Genomic DNA, 25,229 nt, shown 5'->3' with positions numbered 1-25,229 from the left:
AAGTGAGCGCTTTCTTGATTGGTGTTGATGGTCTTGAGAGGTAATTTATGATATAATTAAGCTAAAATGTTTTGAAGAGGTATTCCATGAAAAATAGACGTATAAAAAAAAGTCAATCTGGTAAATTTCAGCAAAGTTTAAATGTAAGTTTGTTGCTAATCTATGCTGTTCTAGCTTCTTTTTTATTGTTTTTGATTTTTAAATATCAGATTTTAGCGGTCAGCTATTTTAATATTATCTTGGCAGTGGTTTTAGTTCTTATCGCGTTATTGTCTCTGTTGCTGATAGTAAATCGAAAAGCTAAAATTTTTACCTTGATAATACTGCTAGTCTCAGTCTTATTTAGTTCGGTAGCATTAGTAGCTGTCAATCGATTTGTAGGGCTCGCCAATCAATTTAACGCAACTTCAAATTATTCAAGCTACTCTATGAGTGTGGCAGTGCTAGCAGACAGTGAGATTAATAACGTTTCTCAACTTTCTAGTGTAACTGCTCCAACAGGAACAGATGCTGAGAATATTCAAAAATTGATAGATGACATTAAAACAACTCAAAGCAAGGAATTGACAGTTGAGGAAGCTTCTTCTTACCTAGCATCCTATAAGAGTTTGTTAGATGGAGAAACCAAAGCAATAGTCTTAAACGGTGTCTTTGAAAATCTGATTGAGCAGGAATACCCTGACCATGCTAAAAAGATCAAGAAAATCTATACCAAGGATTTGACAAAGAAAGTGGAAGCGCCTAAGGTTGCGACAGGAAATTCTTTCAATGTTTATGTTAGCGGGATTGATACCTATGGTCCTATCAGTTCTGTTTCGCGCTCAGATGTCAATATCATCATGACAGTGAATCAAGATACCAAAAAGATTCTTTTGACGACAACTCCTCGAGATGCCTACGTTCCTATCGCAGATGGCGGGAATAACCAAAATGATAAGTTGACGCATGCGGGTATCTATGGCGTAGATGCTTCTATTCATACCTTAGAAAATCTTTATGGTATCGATTTAAACTACTATGCTCGCCTCAACTTCACTTCTTTCTTGAAGTTGATTGACCTTCTCGGTGGTGTTGACGTCTATAATGACCAAGAGTTTACTGCTCATACAAATGGCAAGCACTACCCGGTTGGAAATATTCATCTTGATTCAGAATTGGCTTTAGGTTTTGTCCGTGAACGTTACTCTTTGACAAATGGTGATGGAGATCGCGGTCGTAACCAACAAAAAGTCATTACAGCCATTATTCAAAAGATGACTTCGGCAGAAGCCTTGAAAAACTACGATGGCGTTATTCAAGGTTTGCAGGATTCAGTTCAGACCAATATGCCACCAGAAACAATGGTAAGTCTTGTCAATGCTCAGTTGGCAAGCGGAGGGAAATATACAGTAACCAATCAAGATCTGAAAGGGACTGGTCGTATGGATCTTCCGTCTTACGCTATGCCAGATAGCAATCTTTACATGTTGGAAATCGATCCAACAAGCTTGGAGACTGTTAAGGCGGCCATTAAAGATACCATGGAAGGAAATTAAGATGATTGATATTCATTCACATATTGTTTTCGATGTTGACGATGGACCTAAAAATAAAGCTGAGAGCAAGGCTCTCCTTGAGGAAGCTTACGCACAAGGGGTACGTACTATTGTTTCGACCTCTCATCGCAGAAAAGGGATGTTTGAAACACCAGAAGACAAAATTGCAGCTAATTTTAGTGAAGTCAAACAGATGGCTCAAGAAATCGCTCCGGATTTGACTGTAGTATATGGGGCTGAGATTTATTTTTCTGGCGATGCTTTGGAAAAGTTAGAAAAAGATTTAATTCCAAGGCTTAATGACACACGCTTTGCCTTGATTGAATTTAGTATGAATACTCCCTACAGAGATATTCATAGCGCCTTGACAAAAGTTCTCATGTTAGGGATTACGCCTGTGGTTGCTCATATTGAGCGTTATCACGCTTTAGAAAATGATGATAAAAAGGTAAGGGAACTCATCAATATGGGTTGCTATATGCAGATTAATAGTTCGAGTGTCTTAAAGCCGCGACTATTTGGTGACACCTACAAGTTTATGAAAAAACGTGCTAGGTATTTCTTGGACAAGGACTTAGTCCATGTAGTGGCTAGCGATATGCATAACCTGGATAATCGTCCACCTTATATGAGAGAAGCTTATGAACTCATTGCTAAAAAATATGGAGCAGAAAAAGCTCGTGAACTTTTTGAAACAAACCCATCAAACATTATAAATGATCAACTTATTTAGGAGAAATGATGAAAGAACAAGATAAATTTGAAATTGATGTACTGCAATTAGTAAAAGTGCTTTGGAAACGAAAATTTGTCATCACCTTAGTTGCACTAGTAGCAGGCGTGACAGCTTTCGCTTATAGCTCGTTTGTGATTAAGCCACAGTACGCTAGTACCACTCGCATCTACGTTGTCAATCGTAACCAGGGGGATAAGCCAGGTTTGACGAACCAAGACTTGCAGGCGGGCTCATACTTGGTAAAAGACTACCGTGAGATCATTCTTTCTCAGGATGTTCTTGAAAAAGTGGTGGCTGATCAAAGCTTAACGATGGATGCCAAAACTCTTGGGAGAAAAGTCTCAGTAACAGTTCCTGCAGATACGCGTATCGTATCAATCTCAGTTCGAGATGGGAAACCTGAGGAAGCGAGTCGTATCGCCAATGCACTTAGAGAAGTAGCTGCTCAGAAAATCATTTCTGTAACAAGAGTGTCGGATGTAACCACACTTGAGGAAGCAAGACCAGCGACATCACCATCTTCACCAAACATTCGTCGCAATACAATGATGGCCACTATAGCAGGTGTAGGATTCGTCACGGTTATCGTGCTTTTAGTTGAATTAATGGATGATCGAGTGAAACGTCCAGAGGATATTGAAGAAGTAATGCATCTCTCACTTTTGGGAGTTATTCCAAATCTAGAGAAATTAAAGTAAGGGAGTAAACATGGCAAAGTTAGAATTATCAGAACAACGATTAAACTCTGTAAAAAAAGCTGAGGAGTATTATAACGCATTACGGACCAATATCCAGTTGAGTGGAGATGGTCTCAAAGTGATTGCTATTTCTTCAGTTCGACCTGGAGAAGGGAAATCAACCACTTCAACCAATATAGCTTGGGCTTTCGCGCGTGCAGGCTATAAGACACTCCTTATTGATGCCGATATTCGAAATTCGGTAATGTCAGGTGTCTTTAAGTCTCGAGAAAGAATTACAGGTTTGACAGACTACTTATCAGGAACCAAAGATCTATCTCATGGGTTGTGTGAAACAAGCGTAGAAAACTTGTTTGTCATTCAATCAGGGGCTGTTTCACCAAACCCGACTGCCCTGCTTCAAAGTGACAAATTTGAAGCAATGATTGAGACTTTACGCAAATACTTTGACTATATCATTGTGGATACGGCCCCTATCGGAGTTGTCATTGATGCAGCGATTATTGTACAAAAATGCGACGCCTCTATCCTGGTAACTGAAGCTTCTGCAACAAAACGGAGAGAAGTTCAAAAAGCTAAAGACCAGTTAGAGCAAACAGGAACACCATTCTTAGGAGTTATTCTGAATAAATTTAATATTCAGCTTGAAAAATATGGTTCTTACGGATCATACGGGAACTATGGTTCCTATGGGAAAAAATAAGAAAAAGTAAATATTAAAAAGAAGATTATATGAAAAGTAGGTTAAGTTTAAGTGGAGATTAGTGAAGTCTTATACAAAAGTTTTAAGCAACTTGCAGACTTTTTTATTGGATTGGTTGGAACTGTTGTATTAGCCTTTCCAGCTTCCTTGATTATTTTCATCATATATAAAGCTAAAGGATATAAGGGTAGCATTTTCTTTACTCAGTATCGAGTAGGTTTGAATGGGAAAAAATTTAAAATTATTAAGTTTCGTTCAATGGTTGAAAATGCTGAAGAAATTCTCTTGGCCAATAAAGAGTTACATCAAAAATATATTGACAATAGCTACAAATTGCCTCCTAACGAAGATCCACGCTTAACGATTATTGGGAATTTCATTAGAAAAACGAGTATTGATGAATTTCCTCAGTTTATAAATGTTTTGCGAGGTGAGATGAGCTTTATAGGACCTAGGCCAATCCTTGATAAGGAGTTAGAAGAATATTCCGAAGAGGAACAGAAACTTCTGCTTTCAGTGAAGCCAGGGATAACAGGTATGTGGCAAGTTTCTGGGAGAAGTGAAGTCTATTATCCTGAACGTTGCGAGATGGAATTATATTATCCTAGAAATCAATCTTTCAAATTGGATGTAAAGATATTTTTATTAACCATTAAGCAAGTTTTGCTAGGAAAAGGGGCTCATTAAAGAACAGATAAGTTTTTTAGGATTTTATAATCTGTTGATGAGTTCAAAATGAAAATGATACGAAATCAAATACTGGTAGTCATGTTTTAGAATTTGGAAAGGGTGTTTTACCATTTTAAAATGGTGAAATATGCTTCCAGAGTTATATGATCTGAGTAGTCTAATAGAGGCATGGCAAAAGAGTCAACTAGTTTCTTAGGTGAACTCTGTGAAACTAGGATGCTAGTGTTTGGTTTCTTTTTTAGCGCAAACAGTTCAATCTAAATGAAGGGGGTTAAAATGACAAAGAATTATAAAATTATCGTGGCAACACACAAGCAATTTACCATGCCTGCTGATACTGATCTTTACCTACCTATCCATGTTGGTAGTGAAGGAAAAGAAAAGTTAGGATACCAATGTGATAATGAAGGAGACAATATTTCAAGTTTGAACCCCTATTATTGCGAATTAACTGGACTTTATTGGGCGTGGAAAAATTTAGAATGTGACTATCTTGGTTTGGTACACTATCGTCGCTATTTCACGGCAAAACGTCACTCATATAGTGAAACGATTGATATGAATGATATTATCCTGTCTAAATCAGAACTGCAAGATTTGTTGGCTGAAAGTGATGTAATCGTTCCAAAAAAACGGAAATACTACATTGAAACGCTATACTCACACTATGCACATACGCATGATGCCAATCATTTAGACGTAACACGCCAGATTGTTAGCGAGTTGAGACCGGACTATATCGATGCTTTTGATCAGGTCATGAAACAACGCAGTGGCTATATGTTCAATATGTTTATCATGTCCAAAGAAAATGTAGCAGCCTACTGTGAATGGTTGTTCCCGATTATTGATGAGCTCTATAAGAGATTGGATATTACAGACTATTCTGCTTTTGATGCTAGATTGTTTGGTCGTATCAGTGAACGCTTGTTCAATGTTTGGTTGGCAAAACAAGATTTGCGGGTAAAAGAGATACCGTTTATCTATATGGAGAAAATTGACTTGATTCAAAAAGGAAAATCCTTCCTACAAGCAAAATTCTTCGGGAAAAAATATGGACAGAGTTTTTAGATAGGGATAAAAGAATAAGGATGAAATTAGTAGTAAAAATAAAATCTTTGCCAGAGCTTCTAGCTCTTGTTGCTTTAGGAATATTTTTAACGGTTTCGATATTAAATGTAACTTTTTATGCTCGATATCTGCCTGGAACAGTTTATAAATTAGCGATAGCTTTTTCAATCTTTCTTTTGCTCCTAAAAGAGTCTTTCAAGAGAAAATATGATTATAGAGCTCTCATTGGATTGTTTGCAACAATTTTAATTTATTTTATCGTAGGGAAAATGACAGCTCTCAGTTCAGAACTTTCTGTAAGTATATTATTTATTTACGCTTTACGAGATGTTCCTTTTAAGAAGGTAGCACAAACTTCTTTAGTCGTTAGTATGTGCTTGTTGTTGTTTGTTATCATCAGCGCAAAATTAGGAATAATAACGAATTATCTTGAAATTTCTGGTTCTCGAGTACGGAGCTACCTAGGTTTTAGATATGCTCTCTACCCTTCTATTTTACTAATGAATATAGTCGCTATTGTGTTTTATTTGAAGCAAAATAAAATCCAATATTGGCAATGGCTGCTGTTAGCTCTTTCTGTTTATTGGTTATATGGTAAAACGGATTCTCGTTTAACATTTTATAGTTCCTGTGTACTTTTGCTAAGCAGTTTGCTAATAAAGTGGTTCCCTGAACTATTCTCTAAACTAGGACATGTGTTTAAAGTTTTTAAACTGACCTTTATCGTTAATGCAGTTATAAGTTTTTGGGTCTCTGTTATCTATCTCAATTCAAGTCATTCTTTTATCAATGACCTTCTTTTTAAAGTAAACCGTATGTTAGGTGGTCGTATATACTTGGCAAACAAATCTTTAAACCTGTATGGTTATGGATTCTTTAGACGACAGGTTGAATGGAATGGAAATGGTCTGACTGTTGAAGGAGTTAGGGACTATCAGACCTATTATCTGTATGTAGACAATTTGTATGTTCAAGTTTTACAAAGATTTGGCTTACTCATCCTGGGATTGATGCTCTCAGTCCTAACTTTGACTTTGTCTAAAGTAATTAAGAAACGCCAGTGGGTTCTTGCTCTGATTTTGATATTAATGAGTTTTCATTCCATGATTGATGATTTGAATTTCTATCTTCATAACAATATTTTTTGGATCTTGGTAGGCACTTTAATCTACCCAGATTATCAGTTCTCTGATGAAGGTGATGAACAGTTAAAATAATATTCATTTGAAAAAACGTATAGTGAAATGGTAAGAAGTATTTAACGAGAACTTAAAAGAGCATAGACTGGTAAGACGGTTTTATTTCGATTTATATATAGGAGGAAAGTATGTCGGATATCAAAATCATTCAAGATAAGATTTTATCTATTTTGAAAGAGTTTATTAATATTTGCGAAGAAAATAACCTAACCTACTATGCTCTAGGTGGAACCTTGCTAGGAGCGGTACGTCATAAAGGATTCATACCTTGGGATGATGACATCGATATCGGTATGCCGAGAGAGGATTACGAAAAGTTTAAAAAAATAGCTTCAAATGTCTTGCCAGAAAACTACAAGTTTTTAAGCGAAGATACATTAAACTATAAAAAGGCTTTCTCTGTGATTCGAGATGATTCTACAAAAATCATCATGAATTATAGTAAAGAAGAATTGGTAGAAAGTTTGTGGATAGACATTTTCCCGCTAGATGGTATGCCTTCTAATGCTTTAAAGAAAAAAATTCATTCTTTAAGATACTTGTATGCAAGGATGATGGTTCAACTCTCGCAATTCAATAGTTTGGTGAATCAGAAAAAAGAAAATCGACCATTCATTGAAAAGATAATTATTGCTTTTGCGAATGCTGTTAGTATTGAGAAGATTATTTCCTTTACCTGGGCACAGAAAAAATATTTGCAAACGATAAAAAAATATTCGTTTGATGAAGCTTACGCAGGAAATTTTACGGGAGCTTACAAATTAAGAGAGATAGTACCGAGTGATTACTTTGGAGAACCAGTCCTATTACAGTTTGAAGATCTTAAACTTTGTTGTCCTTACAAATACAAAGAATATCTAACAGCCATTTACGGAGCGGATTATATGCAATTGCCACCAGAAGATAAAAGGGCTCTTCACCACTACGAGATTATCTCACTGGGTGAAAATGAAGGGGAAGTGTAGTTTAAAGATGAAAAAAATCGCTTTAGTGAAATGGAGTATTGATAGAACAGATGGAGGACTGAAAGTAGCAACCAGTCTTGCAAATGAGTTATCAACTATGTATGAAGTTCATCTTCTCTCGATGATTTCTACAGAAAACAATTTCTTCTCGCTGAAACAATCGGTTCGATATCAAAATTTATCATCAAAGAAAATATCAATGAGTAAAAATTTTCTCGAAGCGGTCAAGTTATTGAGAAACTATCTGAAAGAAGAGAACATTGATATTGTTTTTGGAATCGGAATGAGTATGAATACAGTTGGTGTAGCAAGCACAATTGGTTTGAGAACAAAATTTGTTTCCTGCGACCATACAAATTCTATAGTAGATATTGATACTAAAGTTAAGAAGATACAAAGATATATTGGAGCGAAATTTGCTGATAAACTCGTGACCCTTACTCAAGAAGACCGTGAAAATTATATAAAAAAATACGGTGTTTCTGATGAAAGAATTTGCTACATCTATAATTGGAAAGAGGCTGCTCTTTCAGATGTATCCTATAATAAAAAATCAACTAAAATTGTGACGGTTGGCCGTTTTGACTATCAAAAAGGATATGATTATCTTGTTCAAGTCGCGAAAAAAGTGTTAGCGAAAAGGTTTGACTGGACTTGGGAAATCTACGGTTCCGGAAATCAAGACGAAGTGGACAAAATCAGAAATTTAATCAACGAAAATGATTTACAGGATAAGTTAGTCATAAAAGGACTCGAAAAAAATCAGGATTTGATTTATGGAGATAAAGGGATTTATGTCATGACTTCTCGCTATGAAGGTTTACCTCTAGTTCTGCTGGAAGCACAACAATACAATCTTCCTATAGTTAGCTTTAGTTGTCCGACAGGACCGAACGAAATTGTTGAAGATGGAGTTAATGGCTATTTGGTTGAGTGTTATGATACGGATAAGTTGAGCCAAAAATTGCTTGAACTGATGGGAGATGAAGTTTTGAGACAGTCTTTCTCAGAACACGCAAAAGAAAATATGGATAAATTCGATAAAGATAAAATTCTCAAGCAGTGGATTGAACTAATTGAGACGATTTAGGAGATAAGATGAAGGATTGTTTGTTAACAATTGTAATGCCTAGTTATAATATTCAGGACTACGTTTCAAAAGGGCTGGAGTCTTTCCAACAAGTGCAATCAGATTATAAAAATAAATTTGAAGTACTGGTTGTTAACGATGGAAGTACAGACGATACTGCTAAAGTAGCAGAAGAAATATTAGCCCAAGATTCGTTGCTGGATGGCCGTGTCATTACAAAAGAAAATGGTGGTCATGGTTCAACTATCAATCGCGGTATTCAAGAAGCAAAGGGAAAATTTTTTAAAGTAATTGATGGGGATGACTGGGTTATTCCATCAGAATTTGAAAAGCTTTTAGATACTCTTGAAACTGTTGATGTGGATATGGTGATTACAGACTTTACAGAGCAGCATGTCTACAATAATACTACAGTACGAAATGACTTCGTAGACAAGTATGAAATTGGCAAAAAATACATGGGAATTCCGGATGTTCGCATCCCGATGCACTCGGTTACTTATAAGACATCAATCTTGTCGGAAAACAAGATTCGTTTAAGTGAAAAAACATTTTATGTTGATATTCAATACACGCTTTTTCCTTTGGAGTATGTTCATAGTTTCAGTTATTGGAATTATGATATTTATCAATACTACATAGGTAGACCAGAGCAAAGTATGAATATTGAGAGTATGAAGCGTAATGTCCGTCACCATTTGACTGTTACAAATTCAATTCTAGATTATTTTACAAAAATTGAAAGTGATCCCGTTTTAAACCGAGTAGTTTCTGAAACCTTAGATTATCTCATCAGTTTGCAGGTTGATTTGTCTTGGATGGTTACTGATTCCGAAACACTCTTGAAAGAACTATATAGCAAAATTGAGAAAAGTGCATATGACTATATTCCTACGAAAAAAATTGACAGATTGTCTTATTTGAACTATAAGACCAAGTTTGCAATGGCCTTAATACTTAATCCAATTTTGAAGAAATACTCTAAAAAGAAAGAAAAAGAGAGAGGGGTTTAGGATGTTTATTAGCATCGTTGTTCCGGTATATAATATTGCCGACTATTTGCACTATGCGATAGATAGCCTGCTGGAACAAACCTATCAAAATTTTGAAGTAATCCTCGTTAATGACGGTTCAACAGATGATTCTCCTCGATTGTGTGAAGATTACGCCCGAGAATATGAAAATATCCATGTTTTTCACAAGGAAAATGGAGGCTTATCTGATGCGCGTAACTTTGGAGTTACAAAAGCCAACTCAGATTGGATTTTCTTTTTAGATCCAGATGATTACCTTGAAGACTACACGCTTGAATTAATAGTAAAAATACAAGAAATACATCAAGCAGACTTGATTTCAACAAAGGTCAAAGCAACTTCAAAGTATGATGATTATAGTTCTTATCATCTTAAACAGTCAGACTATGAAAGCTTGAGTGTGATTACAAAGGAGAAGGCCTTGGAACTAATGTTGGACGACAAAGTTGCAACGGTTTCTGCCTGTGCTAAGCTTTATAAAAAAAGCATATTGGAACGCGTCCCTTTTCCAGTTGGGAAAATCTATGAGGATTTTTATGTTGTAGGAGAACACCTTGCTTTGGCTGAAAGAATCGTGATAAGCCCGCTTGAAACCTACAATTACTATCGTAGGGAAGGGAGTATAGTTCGTTCAACATTTACTGAAAAAAGATATGATTTCTTTAAAGCTGTTGCAAAAAATGAGGAAGTTGTTAAAAGAGAGTACATTCAGAGCCCGGCATTAAAGCAAGCTTTGCAAGCTAAAAAATTAATAGGTGGTTTTGTAGTGATTGGTGCAAAAGCTGACTCAGGCTTAAAAGATTTTTCAAAAGATAAAGAGTTGTTGAAAGTCGAAATGAGTGAGTTGCTAAAAAATAGTAAGCTATCATGGAAAGTAAAACTAAAATACCTTATTTTTATGTTTAGCCCTAAATTGTATTTGTTGCTACGATAGTATCGTGCATAAAACCAATTTAATTTGCAACAAATATCAAAAAAATGTAGGAAAGAGGAAATATGATAGAAGCTTTTAGAATAATTGCCCATTATAAGTCTGTTCGGTCACAATTTCTAATTTCACGGATTGATTATAAATAGGACGGATTGACATGAAAGTATTAAAAAACTACGCCTACAATCTTTCTTATCAATTGTTGGTGATTATACTCCCGATTATTACGACTCCCTATGTGACACGGGTCTTTTCTTCGGATGATTTAGGAACTTATGGTTATTTTAATTCCATTGTCACCTACTTTATTCTATTAGCGACACTGGGAGTTGCTAACTATGGAACAAAGGTCATTTCAGGGCATCGCAAGGAAATCGAAAAAAACTTTTGGGGAATCTACTCCCTGCAATTAGGTGCAACTTTTCTTTCTCTAACCTTGTATGGCCTTCTTTGTATGGCTCTTCCCTTTATGCAAAATCCGGTAGCCTACATTCTAGGCTTGAGTTTAGTTTCTAAAGGTTTAGACATCTCTTGGCTCTTTCAAGGGTTGGAGGATTTTCGAAAGATTACTGTTCGAAACATCACGGTTAAAATCGTTGGAGTTACCTCTATCTTTCTCTTTGTCAAATCTGCAAACGACCTATATCTCTATGTTTTTTTACTAACCATATTTGAGCTTTTGGGGCAACTAAGTATGTGGTTGCCTGCTCGAGAGTTTATCGGTAGACCTCATTTTGACATAGAATATGCTAGGCATCATTTGAAACCCGTCATCTTATTGTTCCTTCCACAAGTGGCGATTTCCTTGTATGTAACGCTAGATCGTACCATGCTTGGAGCCTTAGCCTCTACAAAGGATGTAGGGATTTATGACCAGGCTCTAAAGTTGGTAAATATCCTTCTGACCTTGGTAACTTCCTTGGGGAGTGTTATGCTACCTCGTGTTGCGCATTTATTAGCCACAGGTGATCATAAGGCGGTCAATAAGATGCATGAGATGTCCTTCCTCATTTATAATTTAGTCATTTTTCCAATGATGGCAGGGATCTTGATTGTCAATGATGATTTTGTTCAATTTTTCCTTGGTCAAGATTTTCAGGATGCACGCTATGCAATTGCCATTATGATCTTCCGTATGTTCTTCATCGGTTGGACCAATATTATGGGAATTCAGATATTGATTCCTCATAACCGAAATAAAGAATTCATGATTTCAACAACGGCTCCTGCAATTATCAGTGTAGGATTAAACTTATTATTCCTTCCTAAACTTGGTTATATCGGAGCAGCCATTGTTTCTGTCTTAACAGAGGCGCTAGTGTGGGCGATTCAATTGTACTTTACCCGCAGATACCTAAAAGAAGTTCCTATTATTGGATCTATGACAAAAATTATTCTAGCATCAGCTATCATGTATGGCATTTTGCTAGGTTCAAAAACAGTTATACATTTTTCGCCAACCCTAAATGTTCTAGCATTTGCAGTGCTTGGCGGAATCATTTATCTTTTTGCAATTCTATCTCTGAAAGTGGTAGATGTAAAAGAATTAAAACAAATCATTAAGAAATAATGGAGTTAACTATGTACGACTATCTTATCGTTGGTGCAGGTTTGTCTGGGGCAATCTTTGCACATGAAGCTACAAAACGTGGAAAAAAAGTAAAAGTGATTGACAAACGTGATCACATCGGTGGAAATATCTACTGTGAAAATGTTGAAGACATCAATGTCCACAAGTATGGTGCCCACATTTTCCATACTTCTAACAAAAAAGTGTGGGACTATGTGAACCAGTTTGCTGAATTCAATAACTATATCAACTCACCAGTGGCTAACTACAAGGGCAGCCTCTACAATCTTCCTTTCAACATGAATACCTTCTACGCTATGTGGGGAACTAAGACACCACAAGAAGTCAAGGATAAGATTGCAGAGCAAACAGCTGATATGAAAGATGTTGAGCCTAAAAACCTTGAAGAACAAGCCATCAAGTTGATTGGTCCGGATATCTATGAAAAATTGATCAAGGGCTATACAGAAAAGCAATGGGGACGTTCTGCAACAGACCTTCCTCCATTTATCATCAAGCGTCTTCCGGTGCGTTTGACCTTTGATAACAACTACTTTAACGACCGTTACCAAGGGATTCCAATCGGTGGCTACAACGTCATCATCGAAAACATGTTAGGCGATGTAGAAGTAGAACTTGGGGTTGATTTCTTTGCTAATCGTGAAGAGCTAGAAAGCTCAGCGGAAAAAGTTGTCTTTACAGGGATGATTGACCAGTACTTTGATTACAAACATGGGGAGTTAGAATACCGCAGCCTTCGATTCGAGCACGAAGTCTTGGATGAGGAAAACCATCAAGGGAATGCTGTGGTCAACTATACAGAACGTGAGATTCCTTATACTCGTATCATCGAGCACAAGCATTTCGAGTATGGTACTCAACCGAAGACGGTTATCACTCGTGAGTACCCTGCTGATTGGAAACGTGGAGACGAACCATATTACCCAATCAACGATGAAAAGAACAACGCTATGTTTGCTAAGTATCAAGAAGAAGCAGCCAAAAATGACAAGGTCATCTTCTGTGGCCGCCTAGCAGACTATAAATACTACGACATGCATGTGGTCATTGAACGTGCTCTTGAGGTAGTAGAGAAAGAATTTTCATAAAAAGAAGCTAGTTTCTAGCTTCTTTTTTCTTTTTTAGGAAGATAAAAATGAACGATAATATCATGCAAAAAGGGGAGCGTATAGCCTAGTGTATTTTGATATCACCCCTTGCTTTGAAAATGAATAGGAAAATAATTGCAAATGGATATATCAGTTTTGGAAAAGATAGGGATTTTCATAGCCATTTTTCAGCTTTTCTGACATTTTTACACTGTTTTTCATAGAAAAAATAAAAAAGAGGGGCTTGTAATGGAATATTAAAATAAATTTAATGAAAAACCTTCGATAAAATCACAAAAAATTAGGCACGAATCGGATTTTTGTGATATAATATTCTGTGAATAGCTATGCCTTCTTGTAGCTGTTAAAAAATCAAAGTGTGAAACTTGGAAGATAGAGAGGACGCAATGTAATGACTAGAAATGGTTTCTTTACAGGCTTAGATATTGGAACAAGCTCAATTAAAGTGTTAGTTGCTGAGCTTGTAGATGGTGAAGTAAATGTAATCGGTGTTAGCAACGCCAAAAGTAAAGGTGTCAAGGATGGGATTATCGTTGACATCGAAGCCGCAGCAACGGCTATCAAATCTGCTATTTCTCAAGCAGAAGAAAAAGCAGGGATTTCAATCAAATCAGTAAACGTTGGACTTCCAGCAAACTTGTTGCAAGTGGAACCAACTCAAGGAATGATTCCTGTAACATCAGATACAAAAGAAATTACAGATCAAGATGTTGAGAATGTTGTCAAATCAGCTTTGACTAAGAGCATGACACCTGATCGTGAAGTGATTACGTTTGTGCCAGAAGAATTTGTAGTAGATGGTTTCCAAGGTATTCGTGACCCTCGTGGTATGATGGGTGTTCGTTTGGAAATGCGTGGACTTCTCTATACAGGTCCAAGAACCATTCTTCACAACCTTCGTAAAACTGTAGAACGTGTTGGAGTTCAAGTCGATAACGTGATCATTTCACCGCTTGCAATTGTAAACTCTGTTCTTAACGAAGGCGAACGTGAGTTTGGAGCGACTGTTATCGATATGGGTGGTGGCCAAACAAGTGTTGCTACTATCCGTAATCAAGAACTTCAATACACAAATGTTTACCAAGAAGGTGGCGATTACGTCACTAAAGACATTTCGAAAGTTCTTAAAACTTCTAAGAAGATTGCAGAAGGTTTGAAGCTTAACTACGGTGAAGCTTATCCGCAACTTGCAAGCAAAGAAACTTTCCAAGTTGAAGTGATTGGTGAAGTAGAACCTGTTGAAGTTACAGAAGAATACTTGGCTCAAATTATTTCAGCTAGATTGAAACACATCTTTGAACAAATCAAACAAGATTTGGAAAGAAGACATTTGTTGGACTTGCCGGGAGGTATTGCTCTGATTGGTGGGAATGCTATTCTACCAGGTATCGTTGAGCTTGCCCAAGAAGTACTTGGAGTTCGTGTGAAACTTTATGTTCCAAACCAAGTAGGTATCCGCAATCCTGCATTTGCTCATGTGATTAGTTTGTCAGAATTTGCTGGAAGTCTTACAGAAGTGAATGTTTTAGCTCAAAGAGCTATCAGAGGAGACCAAGTTCTACGTCAACAACCAATTGATTTCAGAACTTCAAGTCAGGAAAAACCTGCAGCTTCTCAACGTTCAGTGTTTGGTACAACTTCAACTGAATCAGCAGAACCAACTTATACTGCTGAATCAGCAACTCCAAATCAATCAGAAGAAAAACCAAAATTGACTGACCGATTCCGTAGCTTAATCGGAAGCATGTTTGATGAATAGGATAGAGGAATAAAATATGACATTTTCATTTGATACAGCAGCAGCACAAGGTGCAGTAATTAAAGTAATTGGTGTCGGTGGTGGCGGTGGAAACGCCATTAACCGCATGGTTGACGAAGGCGTTTCAGGTGTTGAGTTCATCGCAGCCAACACAGATGTGCAAGCCTTGAGCAGTACAAAAGCTGAAACAGTTATCCAACTTGGTCCAAAATTAACTCGCGGACTTGGTGCTGGAGGACAGCCTGAAGTTGGTCGTAAGGCTGCTGAAGAAAGCGAAGAAGCAATTACTGAAGCTATCAGTGGTGCAGATATGGTCTTCATCACTGCTGGTATGGGTGGTGGTTCTGGTACAGGTGCTGCACCAGTTATCGCTCGTATCGCTAAAGGTTTAGGTGCTTTGACTGTCGGTGTTGTGACACGTCCATTCGGTTTCGAAGGAAGCAAACGTGGTCAATTCGCAGTCCAAGGGATCAACGAACTACGTGAACATGTTGATACTCTCTTGATTATCTCAAACAACAACTTATTAGAAATTGTTGACAAGAAAACTCCACTTCTTGAAGCTTTGTCTGAAGCAGATAACGTTCTTCGTCAAGGTGTTCAAGGGATTACAGATTTGATTACAAATCCTGGTTTGATCAACTTGGACTTCGCAGACGTGAAGACAGTAATGGCAAACAAAGGAAATGCCCTTATGGGTATCGGTATCGGTAGCGGAGAAGAGCGTGTTATCGAAGCAGCTCGTAAAGCTATCTACTCACCACTTCTTGAAACAACTATTGATGGAGCGGAAGATGTTATCGTTAACGTAACTGGTGGTTTGGATATGACTTTGATTGAAGCGGAAGAAGCTTCTGAAATCGTCAATCAAGCTGCTGGACATGGCGTAAATATCTGGCTCGGTACTTCTATTGATGAATCAATGAAAGATGAAATCCGTGTAACTGTTGTTGCAACTGGAGTTCGTCAAGATGCAGTCGAAAAAGTTGTAGCGCCCCAACCAAGACAAGCGTCATTCCGTGAACCAGTAAAATCTGGACATACACACACTTATGACCGTCATTTTGATTTGGCAGAAACAGCTGAACTTCCAACTCCTTCACAACGTCACACTGAAGCGCCTAAAGCATCAGCTTTTGGTGACTGGGACTTGAGACGTGATTCAATTGTTCGTCAAGGTGAATCAGTCGTATCTCCAGTTGAGCGTTTTGAAGCACCAGCTTCTGACGAAGATGAGTTGGAAACACCACCATTCTTTAAAAACCGTTAATAGAGATGGATTTAAAAGAAAATACAAATCAGGTATTTCAACAGGTTACAAAAGCAATTCAAGAAACCGGCCGTGAAGACGGTTCGGTTTCTGTAATTACCGTAACAAAATATGTTGATATTGCAACTGCAGAAAATTTGATTGACCAAGGAGTCAAACACATCGGTGAAAACCGTGTTGACAAATTTCTTGAAAAGTATCATGCTTTAAGTGATAAAGATGTTACTTGGCACTTGATTGGTAGCTTACAAAGAAGAAAAGTCAAGGATATCATTCCTTATGTTGATTATTTTCACGCTTTAGATTCTTTGAAATTAGCCCAAGAGATTCAAAAACGTGCCGATCGAACCGTTAAATGTTTTTTGCAGGTCAATATTTCTGGAGAGGAAAGCAAGCATGGTTTCTCAAAAGAGGAACTATTGACAGTCCTGCCAGACTTGTCTAGCTTGGATCAAATCGAGTATGTTGGTCTCATGACCATGGCTCCCTTTGAGGCCCAAACAGAAGAGTTGCAAAAAATCTTTAAAGAAACGCAAGAGTTGCAACAATACATTCGTGAACAACAATTCCCCAATATGCCAATGACAGAACTAAGTATGGGAATGAGTCGTGACTACAAAGAAGCGATTCAATGTGGCTCGACTTTTGTTCGAATTGGTACAGCATTTTTTAAATAGGAAATAATCATGTCATTAAAAGATAAATTTGATAAATTTATAGATTACTTTACAGAAGATGGAGATGAAGTTGCTTCAGAAGTTGTAGCTGCACAACCTGAACGTTCACTAGCTTCGGTCCCTCAAAAAAGAGAATTGCCACAGCAAGCTGCTGCTCAAGAATCTTCTTCAGTCGAAGCAAAAGAGAAAAATATTACAAAACTTCATGCGCGTCAGCAACAACTAGCAATTGAAAGCCATCGCTCTACTGAAAAAGTAACCATCGATGTTCGTTATCCACGCCGTTACGAAGATGCAACAGATATTGTTGATTTGTTGGCTGGAAATGAGAGTATCTTGATTGACTTCCAATATATGACAGAAGTTCAAGCTCGTCGTTGTTTGGATTACTTGGATGGAGCACGTCATGTTCTTGCTGGTGAGTTAAGAAAAGTAGCGAACACAATGTATCTTTTGACACCTGTTGGTGTTGTGGTAAACATTGAAGATATTCGTTTACCTGAAGAAGCTCAAAGCGAAGAATACGACTTTGACATGAAGAGAAATAGAGTACGTTAATGTTTCTAATAATTCGTTTTATCCAAAATGCTACAGATATCTATTCACTGATACTTGTAGCTTTTGCTCTATTATCATGGTTTCCAAATGCCTATAACACACAGTTGGGGAAATTTTTAGAGACTTTGTGTAAACCAATTCTTGAGCCTCTAAAACGTCTACCTCTTCAAATCGCAGGTTTGGATTTCTCTGTTTGGATAGCCCTAATTCTCTTGCGGATGATTAGCCGCTATCTCATCAGTTTGCTGGTCGTATTATGAGCAAGGAACTTTACCAACATTTCGCAACGGAGGATATTCCATTCATCGATAAGGGCTTGGAATGGTTGAGTCAAGTTGAGGAACACTATGCACTGATTTTATCTCCTTTTATAAATCCTCACCAAGTATTTATCTTGGAAACTTTGGGAAATAATAGAGGGCTAAAAGTCTTCTCTAGTACGAGTTATATCTCTTCGGAGTACGCTAGGGTTATTTTAGCGCCCGATTACTTCACGCCAAGTTTGGAAGATTTTGAAATGACCTTGCTTGAGATTGTGTATCCTAGCAAGTTTCAGCAACTGACCCATTCAAAGATATTGGGTACAGTTCTCAATCGACTAGGTATTGACCGTAAGTTATTCGGAGATATTCTGGTGACAGAAGAAAAAGCCCAAATTATTGTCGATCGAAGATTTACTACTCTTTTCCAAGATGGAATTCAAAAGATTTCCAAGTTGCCTGTAAGTTTAGTAGAATGTCCTTTTTCAGATATGATAGAATCCAAAGATGACTATCAAGAAAAAGAAGTCTTGGTTTCAAGTCTTCGTCTGGATACCTTCTTATCTAGCATATTGAAATTATCTCGTTCCCAAACTTCGGCTCTGGTTGAAAAAAAGTTGGTTCAAGTCAACTATCATATAGTTGAAAAATCGGACTATCCGGTAAAAATTGGTGATTTAATCAGCGTCAGACGCTTTGGTCGAATTATCTTACTCAAAGAAAACGGTCAAACCAAAAAGGATAAGAAAAAATTAACAGTCCAGCTACTATTAAGCAAGTGAGAATAAACATGTCGATTACACCACAAGAAATTACTGATAAAGAATTCTCAAGAAAATTCAGAGGCTACGATCAGGAAGAAGTTGACCTATTTCTAGATAAGATTTATTTTGAATTAGAGGAATTAATCCGAAACAAAGAGGAAACTGAACTCTACATCAAAAAACTAGAAGAACGTCTTTCCGACTATACGACTGATATTCCTAAAAGAACAGTAACAAACGAGCAAGAACCAGAAGCAATTCATGATTCTATTTTTTATTAAATAAGTGAGGAAAAATATGCCAATTACATCGTTAGAAATTAAGGATAAAACCTTTGGTGTTCAGTTTAGAGGTTTTAACCGTGAAGAAGTTGATGAATTTTTAGATATTGTTGTTCGTGACTATGAAGATTTGGTTCGTAGTAATCATGAAAAAGAACAGCACATTAAAAATTTAGAAGAGCGTCTATCTTATTTTGATGAAATCAAAGATTCATTGAGTCAGTCAGTATTGATTGCTCAAGACACAGCTGAACGTGTGAAACAAGCTGCGAACGACCGTTCTAATAACATCATTAAGCAGGCTGAGCAAGATGCCCAACGCTTGCTTGATGAAGCAAAATATAAAGCCAATGAAATTTTGCGACAAGCAACAGATAATGCTAAAAAAGTTGCTGTAGAAACTGAAGAGTTGAAGAACAAGAGTCGCGTCTTCCACCAACGTTTGAAATCAACAATCGAAAGTCAGTTGGCTATTGTTGATTCATCAGATTGGGAAGAAATTTTGCGTCCGACTGCAACTTATCTTCAAACGAGCGACGAAGCATTCAAGGAAGTCGTCCAAGAGGTTCTAGGTGAAGATGTATCTTCATATCATGATGAAGAACCAATTGACATGACTCGTCAATTTTCTCCAGAAGAAGTTGCAGAACTTCAAGCGCGTATTGAAGCTGCTAACAAAGAATTGTTAGAGGCTGAACAAGCTGCTGAAGAGTCAACTGAAGTTGAAGTTCTGCCAGCTGCTGAAACTCCTGTTGAGCCAGCACATGAGGAAGGACCTCAAGATGATGCTGACACTCAACAAGAATCAGTTCTAATTTTATAAGAATCTCATTAGAGAACAAGAATTTATCAATCAAATTTCTAGCGAGTAGGAGATGGTGGAAGTCCTACAATCCCTGTTGGTAAGTTTATCCTCTCTTAGTATCAAATCTGAAAATAGTAAGATTTGACGTTGCCCACGTTACGGGAAAAGAGGGAAAGAGACTAGGTCTTTTTCCGAACAAAGGTGGTACCACGATTTTCGTCCTTTTTGCGAGTCGTGGTTTTTATATTATCAATTTACATTAAAGGAGTAAACATGAAACTTAAAGAAACCCTCAATCTTGGGAAAACAGAATTTCCAATGCGTGCTGGTCTTCCGACCAAAGAGCCAGTTTGGCAAAAGGAATGGGATGAAGCTAAACTTTATCAACGTCGTCAAGAATTAAATGAAGGAAAACCGCATTTCACGCTTCATGATGGTCCTCCGTATGCCAACGGGAACATCCACGTAGGACATGCCATGAACAAGATCTCTAAAGATATCATTGTTCGTTCTAAGTCTATGTCAGGCTTTTATGCACCTTACATCCCAGGTTGGGATACTCATGGTTTGCCAATTGAACAAGTTTTGGCAAAACAAGGTGTTAAACGCAAAGAAATGGACCTTGTTGAATACTTGAAACTTTGCCGTGAATACGCTCTGTCTCAAGTAGATAAACAACGCGAAGACTTTAAACGTTTGGGTGTTTCTGGTGACTGGGAAAATCCATATGTAACACTAACTCCTGACTATGAAGCAGCGCAAATCCGTGTCTTCGGTGAAATGGCTAATAAAGGCTATATCTACCGTGGAGCGAAGCCTGTTTACTGGTCATGGTCATCAGAGTCAGCCCTTGCTGAGGCGGAAATTGAATACCACGACTTGGTTTCAACATCCCTTTACTATGCCAATAAGGTCAAAGATGGCAAAGGTGTTCTAGACACTGATACTTATATCGTCGTTTGGACAACAACTCCATTCACCATCACAGCTTCTCGCGGTTTGACAGTCGGTGCGGATATTGATTACGTCTTGGTGCAACCAGCTGGCGAAACTCGTAAGTTTGTGGTTGCTTCAGAATTGTTGAACAGTTTGTCTGAGAAATTTGGTTGGGCAGATGTTCAAGTTTTGGCTACTTACCGTGGTTCAGAATTGAACCAAATTGTGACAGAGCACCCATGGGATACAGCAGTAGATGAACTCGTTATCCTTGGTGACCATGTTACAACTGATTCTGGTACTGGTATCGTCCATACAGCTCCTGGTTTTGGTGAGGATGACTACAATGTCGGTGTTGCCAATGGGCTTGAAGTTGCTGTGACTGTTAACGAACGCGGGATCATGATGGCCAATGCTGGAGCAGAGTTCGAAGGTCAATTCTACGACAAGGTTGTGCCAACAGTTATTGAAAAACTTGGTGATTTACTTCTTGCTCAAGAAGAAATCTCTCACTCTTACCCATTTGACTGGCGTACGAAAAAACCAATCATCTGGCGTGCAGTGCCTCAATGGTTTGCTTCTGTATCTAAATTCCGCCAAGAAATCTTGGACGAAATTGAAAAAGTGAAGTTCCACTCAGAGTGGGGTAAAGTCCGTCTTTACAACATGATTCGTGACCGTGGTGACTGGGTCATCTCTCGTCAACGTGCTTGGGGAGTTCCTCTTCCAATCTTCTATGCAGAAGATGGTACACCAATCATGACAGCTGAAACCATCGAGCATGTAGCTCAACTCTTTGAAGAACATGGTTCAATCATCTGGTGGGAACGTGATGCCAAAGACCTCTTGCCAGAAGGATTTACACATCCAGGTTCACCAAATGGCGAGTTCAAGAAAGAAACAGACATCATGGACGTTTGGTTTGACTCAGGTTCATCATGGAATGGTGTCGTAGTTAATCGCCCCGAACTTAAATATCCAGCAGACCTCTACCTAGAAGGTTCTGACCAATATCGTGGTTGGTTCAACTCATCTCTCATCACATCTGTGGCTAATCATGGTGTAGCACCATACAAACAAATCTTGTCGCAAGGTTTTGCCCTTGACGGTAAAGGTGAGAAGATGTCTAAATCTCTTGGGAATACCATTGCTCCAAGCGATGTTGAAAAACAATTTGGTGCGGAAATCTTGCGTCTCTGGGTAACAAGTGTTGATTCAAGCAACGACGTACGTATCTCTATGGATATCTTGAGTCAAGTTTCTGAAACTTACCGTAAGATCCGTAACACCCTTCGTTTCTTGATTGCTAACACTTCTGATTTTAACCCAGCTGAAGATGCAGTAGCTTACGAAGAACTTCGTTCTGTTGATAAGTACATGACTATCCGTTTTAATCAGCTTGTTAAGACCATTCGTGACGCTTATGCAAACTTCGAATTCTTGACAATCTATAAAGCCCTAGTGAACTTTATCAACGTTGATTTGTCTGCTTTCTATCTTGACTTTGCCAAAGATGTTGTCTACATCGAAGGTGCAAAATCTCTCGAACGCCGTCAGATGCAAACAGTCTTCTATGACATCCTTGTGAAAATTACCAAACTCTTGACACCAATTCTTCCTCACACTGCAGAAGAAATCTGGTCATATCTCGAGTTTGAAACAGAAGACTTTGTTCAATTATCAGAATTACCAGAAGCTCAAACTTTTGCCAACCAAGAGGAAATCTTGGATACATGGGCAGCCTTTATGGACTTCCGTGGACAAGCTCAAAAAGCCTTGGAAGAAGCACGTAATGAAAAAGTGATTGGTAAATCACTTGAAGCTCACTTGACAGTTTATCCAAATGAAGTAGTGAAAACTCTTCTTGGAGCTGTTGATAGCAATGTAGCCCAACTCTTGATCGTCTCTGAATTGACCATCGCTGAAGGATCAGCTCCAGAAGCTGCAGTGGCCTTTGAAGATGTAGCCTTCACAGTTGACCGTGCGGCTGGTGAAGTTTGTGACCGTTGTCGTCGTATCGACCCAAGTACAGCAGAACGTAGCTACCATGCAACTATCTGCGATCACTGTGCAAGCATCGTTGAAGAAAACTTTGCGGATGCAGTAGCAGAAGGATTTGAAGCTAAATAGTCTAACAAAAATACAGGAGTTACTCCTGTATTTTTTTAAAAATTAAAACTTTAATAAAAATATGGTATAATATACTTTATCAAAATAAAAGGAGACATTTATGAAGACAAAAACACTTGCACAAGTAGATGGATTTATTGGTATTATTGCAGGAGCTATTTTGGCTTTCTTACCATTTTTTATTATTTTTCTTGCAGCTATTTCTGAGGATGAAGATTTTGCAGGAGTGGTATTGGGGATTATTTTCATTGTGTTCTCATTGGTGAAAATTGCGACCCTCATTCTTGGAATTCTCTCACTTGTCTATTATAAGGATGACAAACGTATTTCGCTAGCACCATCGATTCTATTTATCGTTGGTTCTGTAGTTGCCTTGATTCCTTTCTTTGGATGGATTGGTGGAATTGTTCTTGTGATTGGTGGAGCTCTGTACCTAGCAAGCTTGAAACAATTTAAAATTGAAGGATAAATGATTGTCTAAGAGAAGAGTTCAAGCGCTCTTCTCTTTTTCGTTGATTTTAACTAGCTTTTTTGTGAAAAATTGTGTAAAATAGAATAGATAAACGAGGGAAACCTCGAAAAATAAAAGGAGAATCCAACTAATGGTAAAATTGGTTTTCGCTCGCCACGGTGAGTCTGAATGGAACAAAGCTAACCTTTTCACAGGTTGGGCTGACGTAGATCTTTCTGAAAAAGGTACTCAACAAGCTATCGATGCTGGTAAATTGATCAAAGAAGCTGGTATTGAATTTGACCAAGCTTACACTTCAGTATTGAAACGTGCAATCAAAACAACTAACCTTGCACTTGAAGCATCTGACCAACTTTGGGTTCCAGTTGAAAAATCATGGCGCTTGAACGAACGTCACTACGGTGGTTTGACTGGTAAAAACAAAGCTGAAGCTGCTGAACAATTTGGTGATGAACAAGTTCACATCTGGCGTCGTTCATACGATGTATTGCCTCCAGCAATGCCTCGTGATGATGAGTACTCAGCTCACACTGACCGTCGTTATGCTTCACTTGATGACTCAGTAATTCCAGATGCTGAAAACTTGAAAGTTACTTTGGAACGTGCCCTTCCATTCTGGGAAGATAAAATCGCTCCAGCACTTAAAGATGGTAAAAACGTATTCGTAGGTGCACACGGTAACTCAATTCGTGCTCTTGTAAAACACATCAAAGGTTTGTCAGACGACGAAATCATGGATGTGGAAATCCCTAACTTCCCACCATTGGTATTCGAATTTGACGAAAAATTGAACGTAGTTTCTGAATACTACCTTGGTAAATAATGTAAAATAGAGTCTAGGATTATTCCTAGGCTTTTTTATTTTGAAAATAGGAAAATGCAGAGTGTAATTTAACTTGTCAAAGACAGGGATTCTTGTTATAATAGATAAGATGGAGGCGCTATGGCACTTAAAAAAGCAAGTTTAGCCTGTGCGGTTTGTGGTTCAAGAAACTACTCAATTAAAATTAGTGGGAATCCAAAACCGACTCGCTTAGAAGTAAATAAATTTTGTAAACATTGTGGTAAATACACAACACATCGAGAAACGAGATAGGAGATAAGAATGGGTTTTATTAAGGATATCTTTACACTTCTTAAAGATACAACTTGGCCAACTCGAAAACAAAGTTGGGTAGATTTCAAATCTATCATGGAATACACTGCCTTCTTTGTTGTCATCATTTATATTTTTGACCAGTTAATCGTTAGCGGATTAATCCGATTCATTAACATTTTTTAAGATAGTATAAATAGGCTGAAAGAAGTTTACCATTAAGAAAGGAAAAAAGATGGATAGTTTTGATAAAGGATGGTTTGTCCTACAAACATATTCTGGTTATGAAAATAAAGTAAAAGAAAATCTCTTGCAACGTGCACAAACATATAATATGTTGGATAATATCCTACGTGTGGAAATTCCAACTCAAACTGTGCAAGTTGAAAAAAATGGGAAGAAAAAAGAAGTTGAAGAAAATCGCTTCCCAGGATATGTCCTTGTAGAAATGGTTATGACCGATGAAGCTTGGTTTGTGGTTCGTAATACACCAAACGTTACGGGATTTGTTGGCTCACACGGAAACAGATCTAAACCAACTCCGCTTTTGGAACAAGAAATCAGAGATATCTTGGTATCAATGGGACAAACGGTTCAAGAATTCGATATCAATGTTGAAGTTGGTCAAACAGTTCGAATCATTGACGGTGCCTTTGCTGATTACACAGGAAAAATTACTGAAATTGATAATAACAAAGTGAAAATGATTATTTCAATGTTTGGTAATGATACAGTAGCAGAAGTAAACTTGAATCAAATTGCTGAATTGTAATATCAGTTACTTATCTACTTGTGAATCTAGAATTCTGTCAACTAATTTTTAAAAAACTAGTTGACAGGATTCTAAAAGTAGGTATAATAGAAAGAGT

Annotated in this window: 27 protein-coding genes and 1 other annotated feature; all 27 genes read left to right on the top strand. The window is 37.6% G+C overall.

Annotation, left to right across the window (positions count from 1 at the left end; all coding sequences use genetic code 11):
* The first annotated feature begins 86 nt into the window (after positions 1 to 86).
* On the top strand, positions 87 to 1,535 hold the full coding sequence (cpsA, locus tag NML75_RS00135; RefSeq protein ID WP_254731042.1) for an LCP family glycopolymer transferase CpsA: 1,449 nt from the start codon (positions 87 to 89) through the stop codon (positions 1,533 to 1,535).
* A 1-nt stretch (position 1,536) separates the two neighbouring features.
* Complete coding sequence (gene cps4B, locus NML75_RS00130; RefSeq protein WP_254731038.1) at positions 1,537 to 2,268, top strand: capsular polysaccharide biosynthesis protein Cps4B; 732 nt, start codon at positions 1,537 to 1,539, stop codon at positions 2,266 to 2,268.
* Between the two features lie 8 nt (positions 2,269 to 2,276).
* On the top strand, positions 2,277 to 2,969 hold the full coding sequence (locus tag NML75_RS00125) for a CspC family polysaccharide chain length determinant protein (protein ID WP_049496023.1): 693 nt from the start codon (positions 2,277 to 2,279) through the stop codon (positions 2,967 to 2,969).
* 10 nt (positions 2,970 to 2,979) lie between these two features.
* A complete protein-coding gene (locus NML75_RS00120) occupies positions 2,980 to 3,672 on the top strand; it encodes a tyrosine-protein kinase (RefSeq protein ID WP_254731034.1) in 693 nt (230 codons plus the stop codon).
* Positions 3,673 to 3,723: 51 nt separating this feature from the next.
* On the top strand, positions 3,724 to 4,359 hold the full coding sequence (locus NML75_RS00115) for a sugar transferase (protein WP_036756069.1): 636 nt from the start codon (positions 3,724 to 3,726) through the stop codon (positions 4,357 to 4,359).
* A gap of 279 nt (positions 4,360 to 4,638) precedes the next feature.
* Complete coding sequence (locus tag NML75_RS00110; protein ID WP_254724916.1) at positions 4,639 to 5,433, top strand: DUF4422 domain-containing protein; 795 nt, start codon at positions 4,639 to 4,641, stop codon at positions 5,431 to 5,433.
* Between the two features lie 20 nt (positions 5,434 to 5,453).
* Positions 5,454 to 6,650 (top strand): polymerase, encoded by a 1,197-nt coding sequence (locus NML75_RS00105; protein WP_254731031.1) that lies wholly within the window; start codon positions 5,454 to 5,456, stop codon positions 6,648 to 6,650.
* A gap of 110 nt (positions 6,651 to 6,760) precedes the next feature.
* The gene (locus NML75_RS00100; protein WP_254731028.1) at positions 6,761 to 7,597 is read left to right on the top strand and encodes a LicD family protein; all 837 of its coding nucleotides are present in this window, start codon (positions 6,761 to 6,763) and stop codon (positions 7,595 to 7,597) included.
* Positions 7,598 to 7,604: 7 nt separating this feature from the next.
* Positions 7,605 to 8,687: a glycosyltransferase family 4 protein gene (locus NML75_RS00095; RefSeq protein ID WP_254731025.1), complete on the top strand. Its 1,083-nt coding sequence runs from the start codon at positions 7,605 to 7,607 to the stop codon at positions 8,685 to 8,687.
* Between the two features lie 8 nt (positions 8,688 to 8,695).
* A complete protein-coding gene (locus NML75_RS00090; RefSeq protein ID WP_254731022.1) occupies positions 8,696 to 9,700 on the top strand; it encodes a glycosyltransferase family 2 protein in 1,005 nt (334 codons plus the stop codon).
* A gap of 1 nt (position 9,701) precedes the next feature.
* Positions 9,702 to 10,655 (top strand): glycosyltransferase family 2 protein, encoded by a 954-nt coding sequence (locus NML75_RS00085; RefSeq protein WP_254731020.1) that lies wholly within the window; start codon positions 9,702 to 9,704, stop codon positions 10,653 to 10,655.
* A 154-nt stretch (positions 10,656 to 10,809) separates the two neighbouring features.
* Positions 10,810 to 12,222, top strand: a complete 1,413-nt coding sequence (locus NML75_RS00080; RefSeq protein ID WP_254731017.1) for a flippase — start codon at positions 10,810 to 10,812, stop codon at positions 12,220 to 12,222.
* A gap of 11 nt (positions 12,223 to 12,233) precedes the next feature.
* Entirely contained in the window at positions 12,234 to 13,331 is a 1,098-nt protein-coding gene (gene glf / locus NML75_RS00075) for a UDP-galactopyranose mutase (RefSeq protein WP_254731015.1), read from the top strand.
* Positions 13,332 to 13,743: 412 nt separating this feature from the next.
* The gene (ftsA, locus tag NML75_RS00070; protein ID WP_070679027.1) at positions 13,744 to 15,111 is read left to right on the top strand and encodes a cell division protein FtsA; all 1,368 of its coding nucleotides are present in this window, start codon (positions 13,744 to 13,746) and stop codon (positions 15,109 to 15,111) included.
* A 16-nt stretch (positions 15,112 to 15,127) separates the two neighbouring features.
* Positions 15,128 to 16,381 (top strand): cell division protein FtsZ, encoded by a 1,254-nt coding sequence (gene ftsZ / locus NML75_RS00065; protein ID WP_006149538.1) that lies wholly within the window; start codon positions 15,128 to 15,130, stop codon positions 16,379 to 16,381.
* A 5-nt stretch (positions 16,382 to 16,386) separates the two neighbouring features.
* A complete protein-coding gene (locus NML75_RS00060; RefSeq protein WP_254731012.1) occupies positions 16,387 to 17,058 on the top strand; it encodes a YggS family pyridoxal phosphate-dependent enzyme in 672 nt (223 codons plus the stop codon).
* A 9-nt stretch (positions 17,059 to 17,067) separates the two neighbouring features.
* Positions 17,068 to 17,616 (top strand): cell division protein SepF, encoded by a 549-nt coding sequence (locus NML75_RS00055; RefSeq protein ID WP_254731009.1) that lies wholly within the window; start codon positions 17,068 to 17,070, stop codon positions 17,614 to 17,616.
* Positions 17,616 to 17,876, top strand: a complete 261-nt coding sequence (locus tag NML75_RS00050) for a YggT family protein (protein WP_254731006.1) — start codon at positions 17,616 to 17,618, stop codon at positions 17,874 to 17,876. Before NML75_RS00055 ends, NML75_RS00050 begins: the two co-directional genes overlap by 1 nt.
* Complete coding sequence (locus NML75_RS00045) at positions 17,873 to 18,658, top strand: YlmH family RNA-binding protein (RefSeq protein ID WP_254731003.1); 786 nt, start codon at positions 17,873 to 17,875, stop codon at positions 18,656 to 18,658. The genes NML75_RS00050 and NML75_RS00045 overlap by 4 nt, the downstream gene beginning before the upstream one ends.
* 8 nt (positions 18,659 to 18,666) lie before the next feature.
* Positions 18,667 to 18,921 (top strand): DivIVA domain-containing protein, encoded by a 255-nt coding sequence (locus tag NML75_RS00040; RefSeq protein ID WP_004254113.1) that lies wholly within the window; start codon positions 18,667 to 18,669, stop codon positions 18,919 to 18,921.
* A gap of 16 nt (positions 18,922 to 18,937) precedes the next feature.
* Complete coding sequence (locus tag NML75_RS00035; RefSeq protein ID WP_004254111.1) at positions 18,938 to 19,744, top strand: DivIVA domain-containing protein; 807 nt, start codon at positions 18,938 to 18,940, stop codon at positions 19,742 to 19,744.
* Positions 19,742 to 19,953, top strand: a binding site (T-box leader). Its footprint overlaps the gene before it by 3 nt.
* Before the next feature lie 46 nt (positions 19,954 to 19,999).
* A complete protein-coding gene (ileS, locus tag NML75_RS00030) occupies positions 20,000 to 22,792 on the top strand; it encodes an isoleucine--tRNA ligase (RefSeq protein ID WP_004254109.1) in 2,793 nt (930 codons plus the stop codon).
* A 100-nt stretch (positions 22,793 to 22,892) separates the two neighbouring features.
* Complete coding sequence (locus tag NML75_RS00025; protein ID WP_070679033.1) at positions 22,893 to 23,261, top strand: hypothetical protein; 369 nt, start codon at positions 22,893 to 22,895, stop codon at positions 23,259 to 23,261.
* Between the two features lie 133 nt (positions 23,262 to 23,394).
* Positions 23,395 to 24,087, top strand: a complete 693-nt coding sequence (locus NML75_RS00020; protein ID WP_070679035.1) for a phosphoglycerate mutase — start codon at positions 23,395 to 23,397, stop codon at positions 24,085 to 24,087.
* 120 nt (positions 24,088 to 24,207) lie between these two features.
* The gene (rpmG, locus tag NML75_RS00015; RefSeq protein ID WP_001809375.1) at positions 24,208 to 24,360 is read left to right on the top strand and encodes a 50S ribosomal protein L33; all 153 of its coding nucleotides are present in this window, start codon (positions 24,208 to 24,210) and stop codon (positions 24,358 to 24,360) included.
* 9 nt (positions 24,361 to 24,369) lie between these two features.
* Positions 24,370 to 24,546: a preprotein translocase subunit SecE gene (secE, locus tag NML75_RS00010; protein ID WP_004254104.1), complete on the top strand. Its 177-nt coding sequence runs from the start codon at positions 24,370 to 24,372 to the stop codon at positions 24,544 to 24,546.
* Positions 24,547 to 24,595: 49 nt separating this feature from the next.
* Positions 24,596 to 25,132 carry a transcription termination/antitermination protein NusG gene (gene nusG / locus NML75_RS00005; RefSeq protein ID WP_004254102.1) on the top strand — a complete coding sequence of 179 codons (537 nt, stop codon included), beginning with the start codon at positions 24,596 to 24,598 and terminating at the stop codon, positions 25,130 to 25,132.
* Positions 25,133 to 25,229: the final 97 nt, after the last annotated feature.

It is taken from the genome of Streptococcus sp. CF4-3, assembly GCF_024295385.1.
In the GTDB taxonomy this organism is placed as follows: Bacteria; Bacillota; Bacilli; order Lactobacillales; family Streptococcaceae; genus Streptococcus; species Streptococcus infantis_I.
Note: the sequence above shows the minus strand (reverse complement) of the source record. Positions and strands in the feature narration are given on the sequence as shown.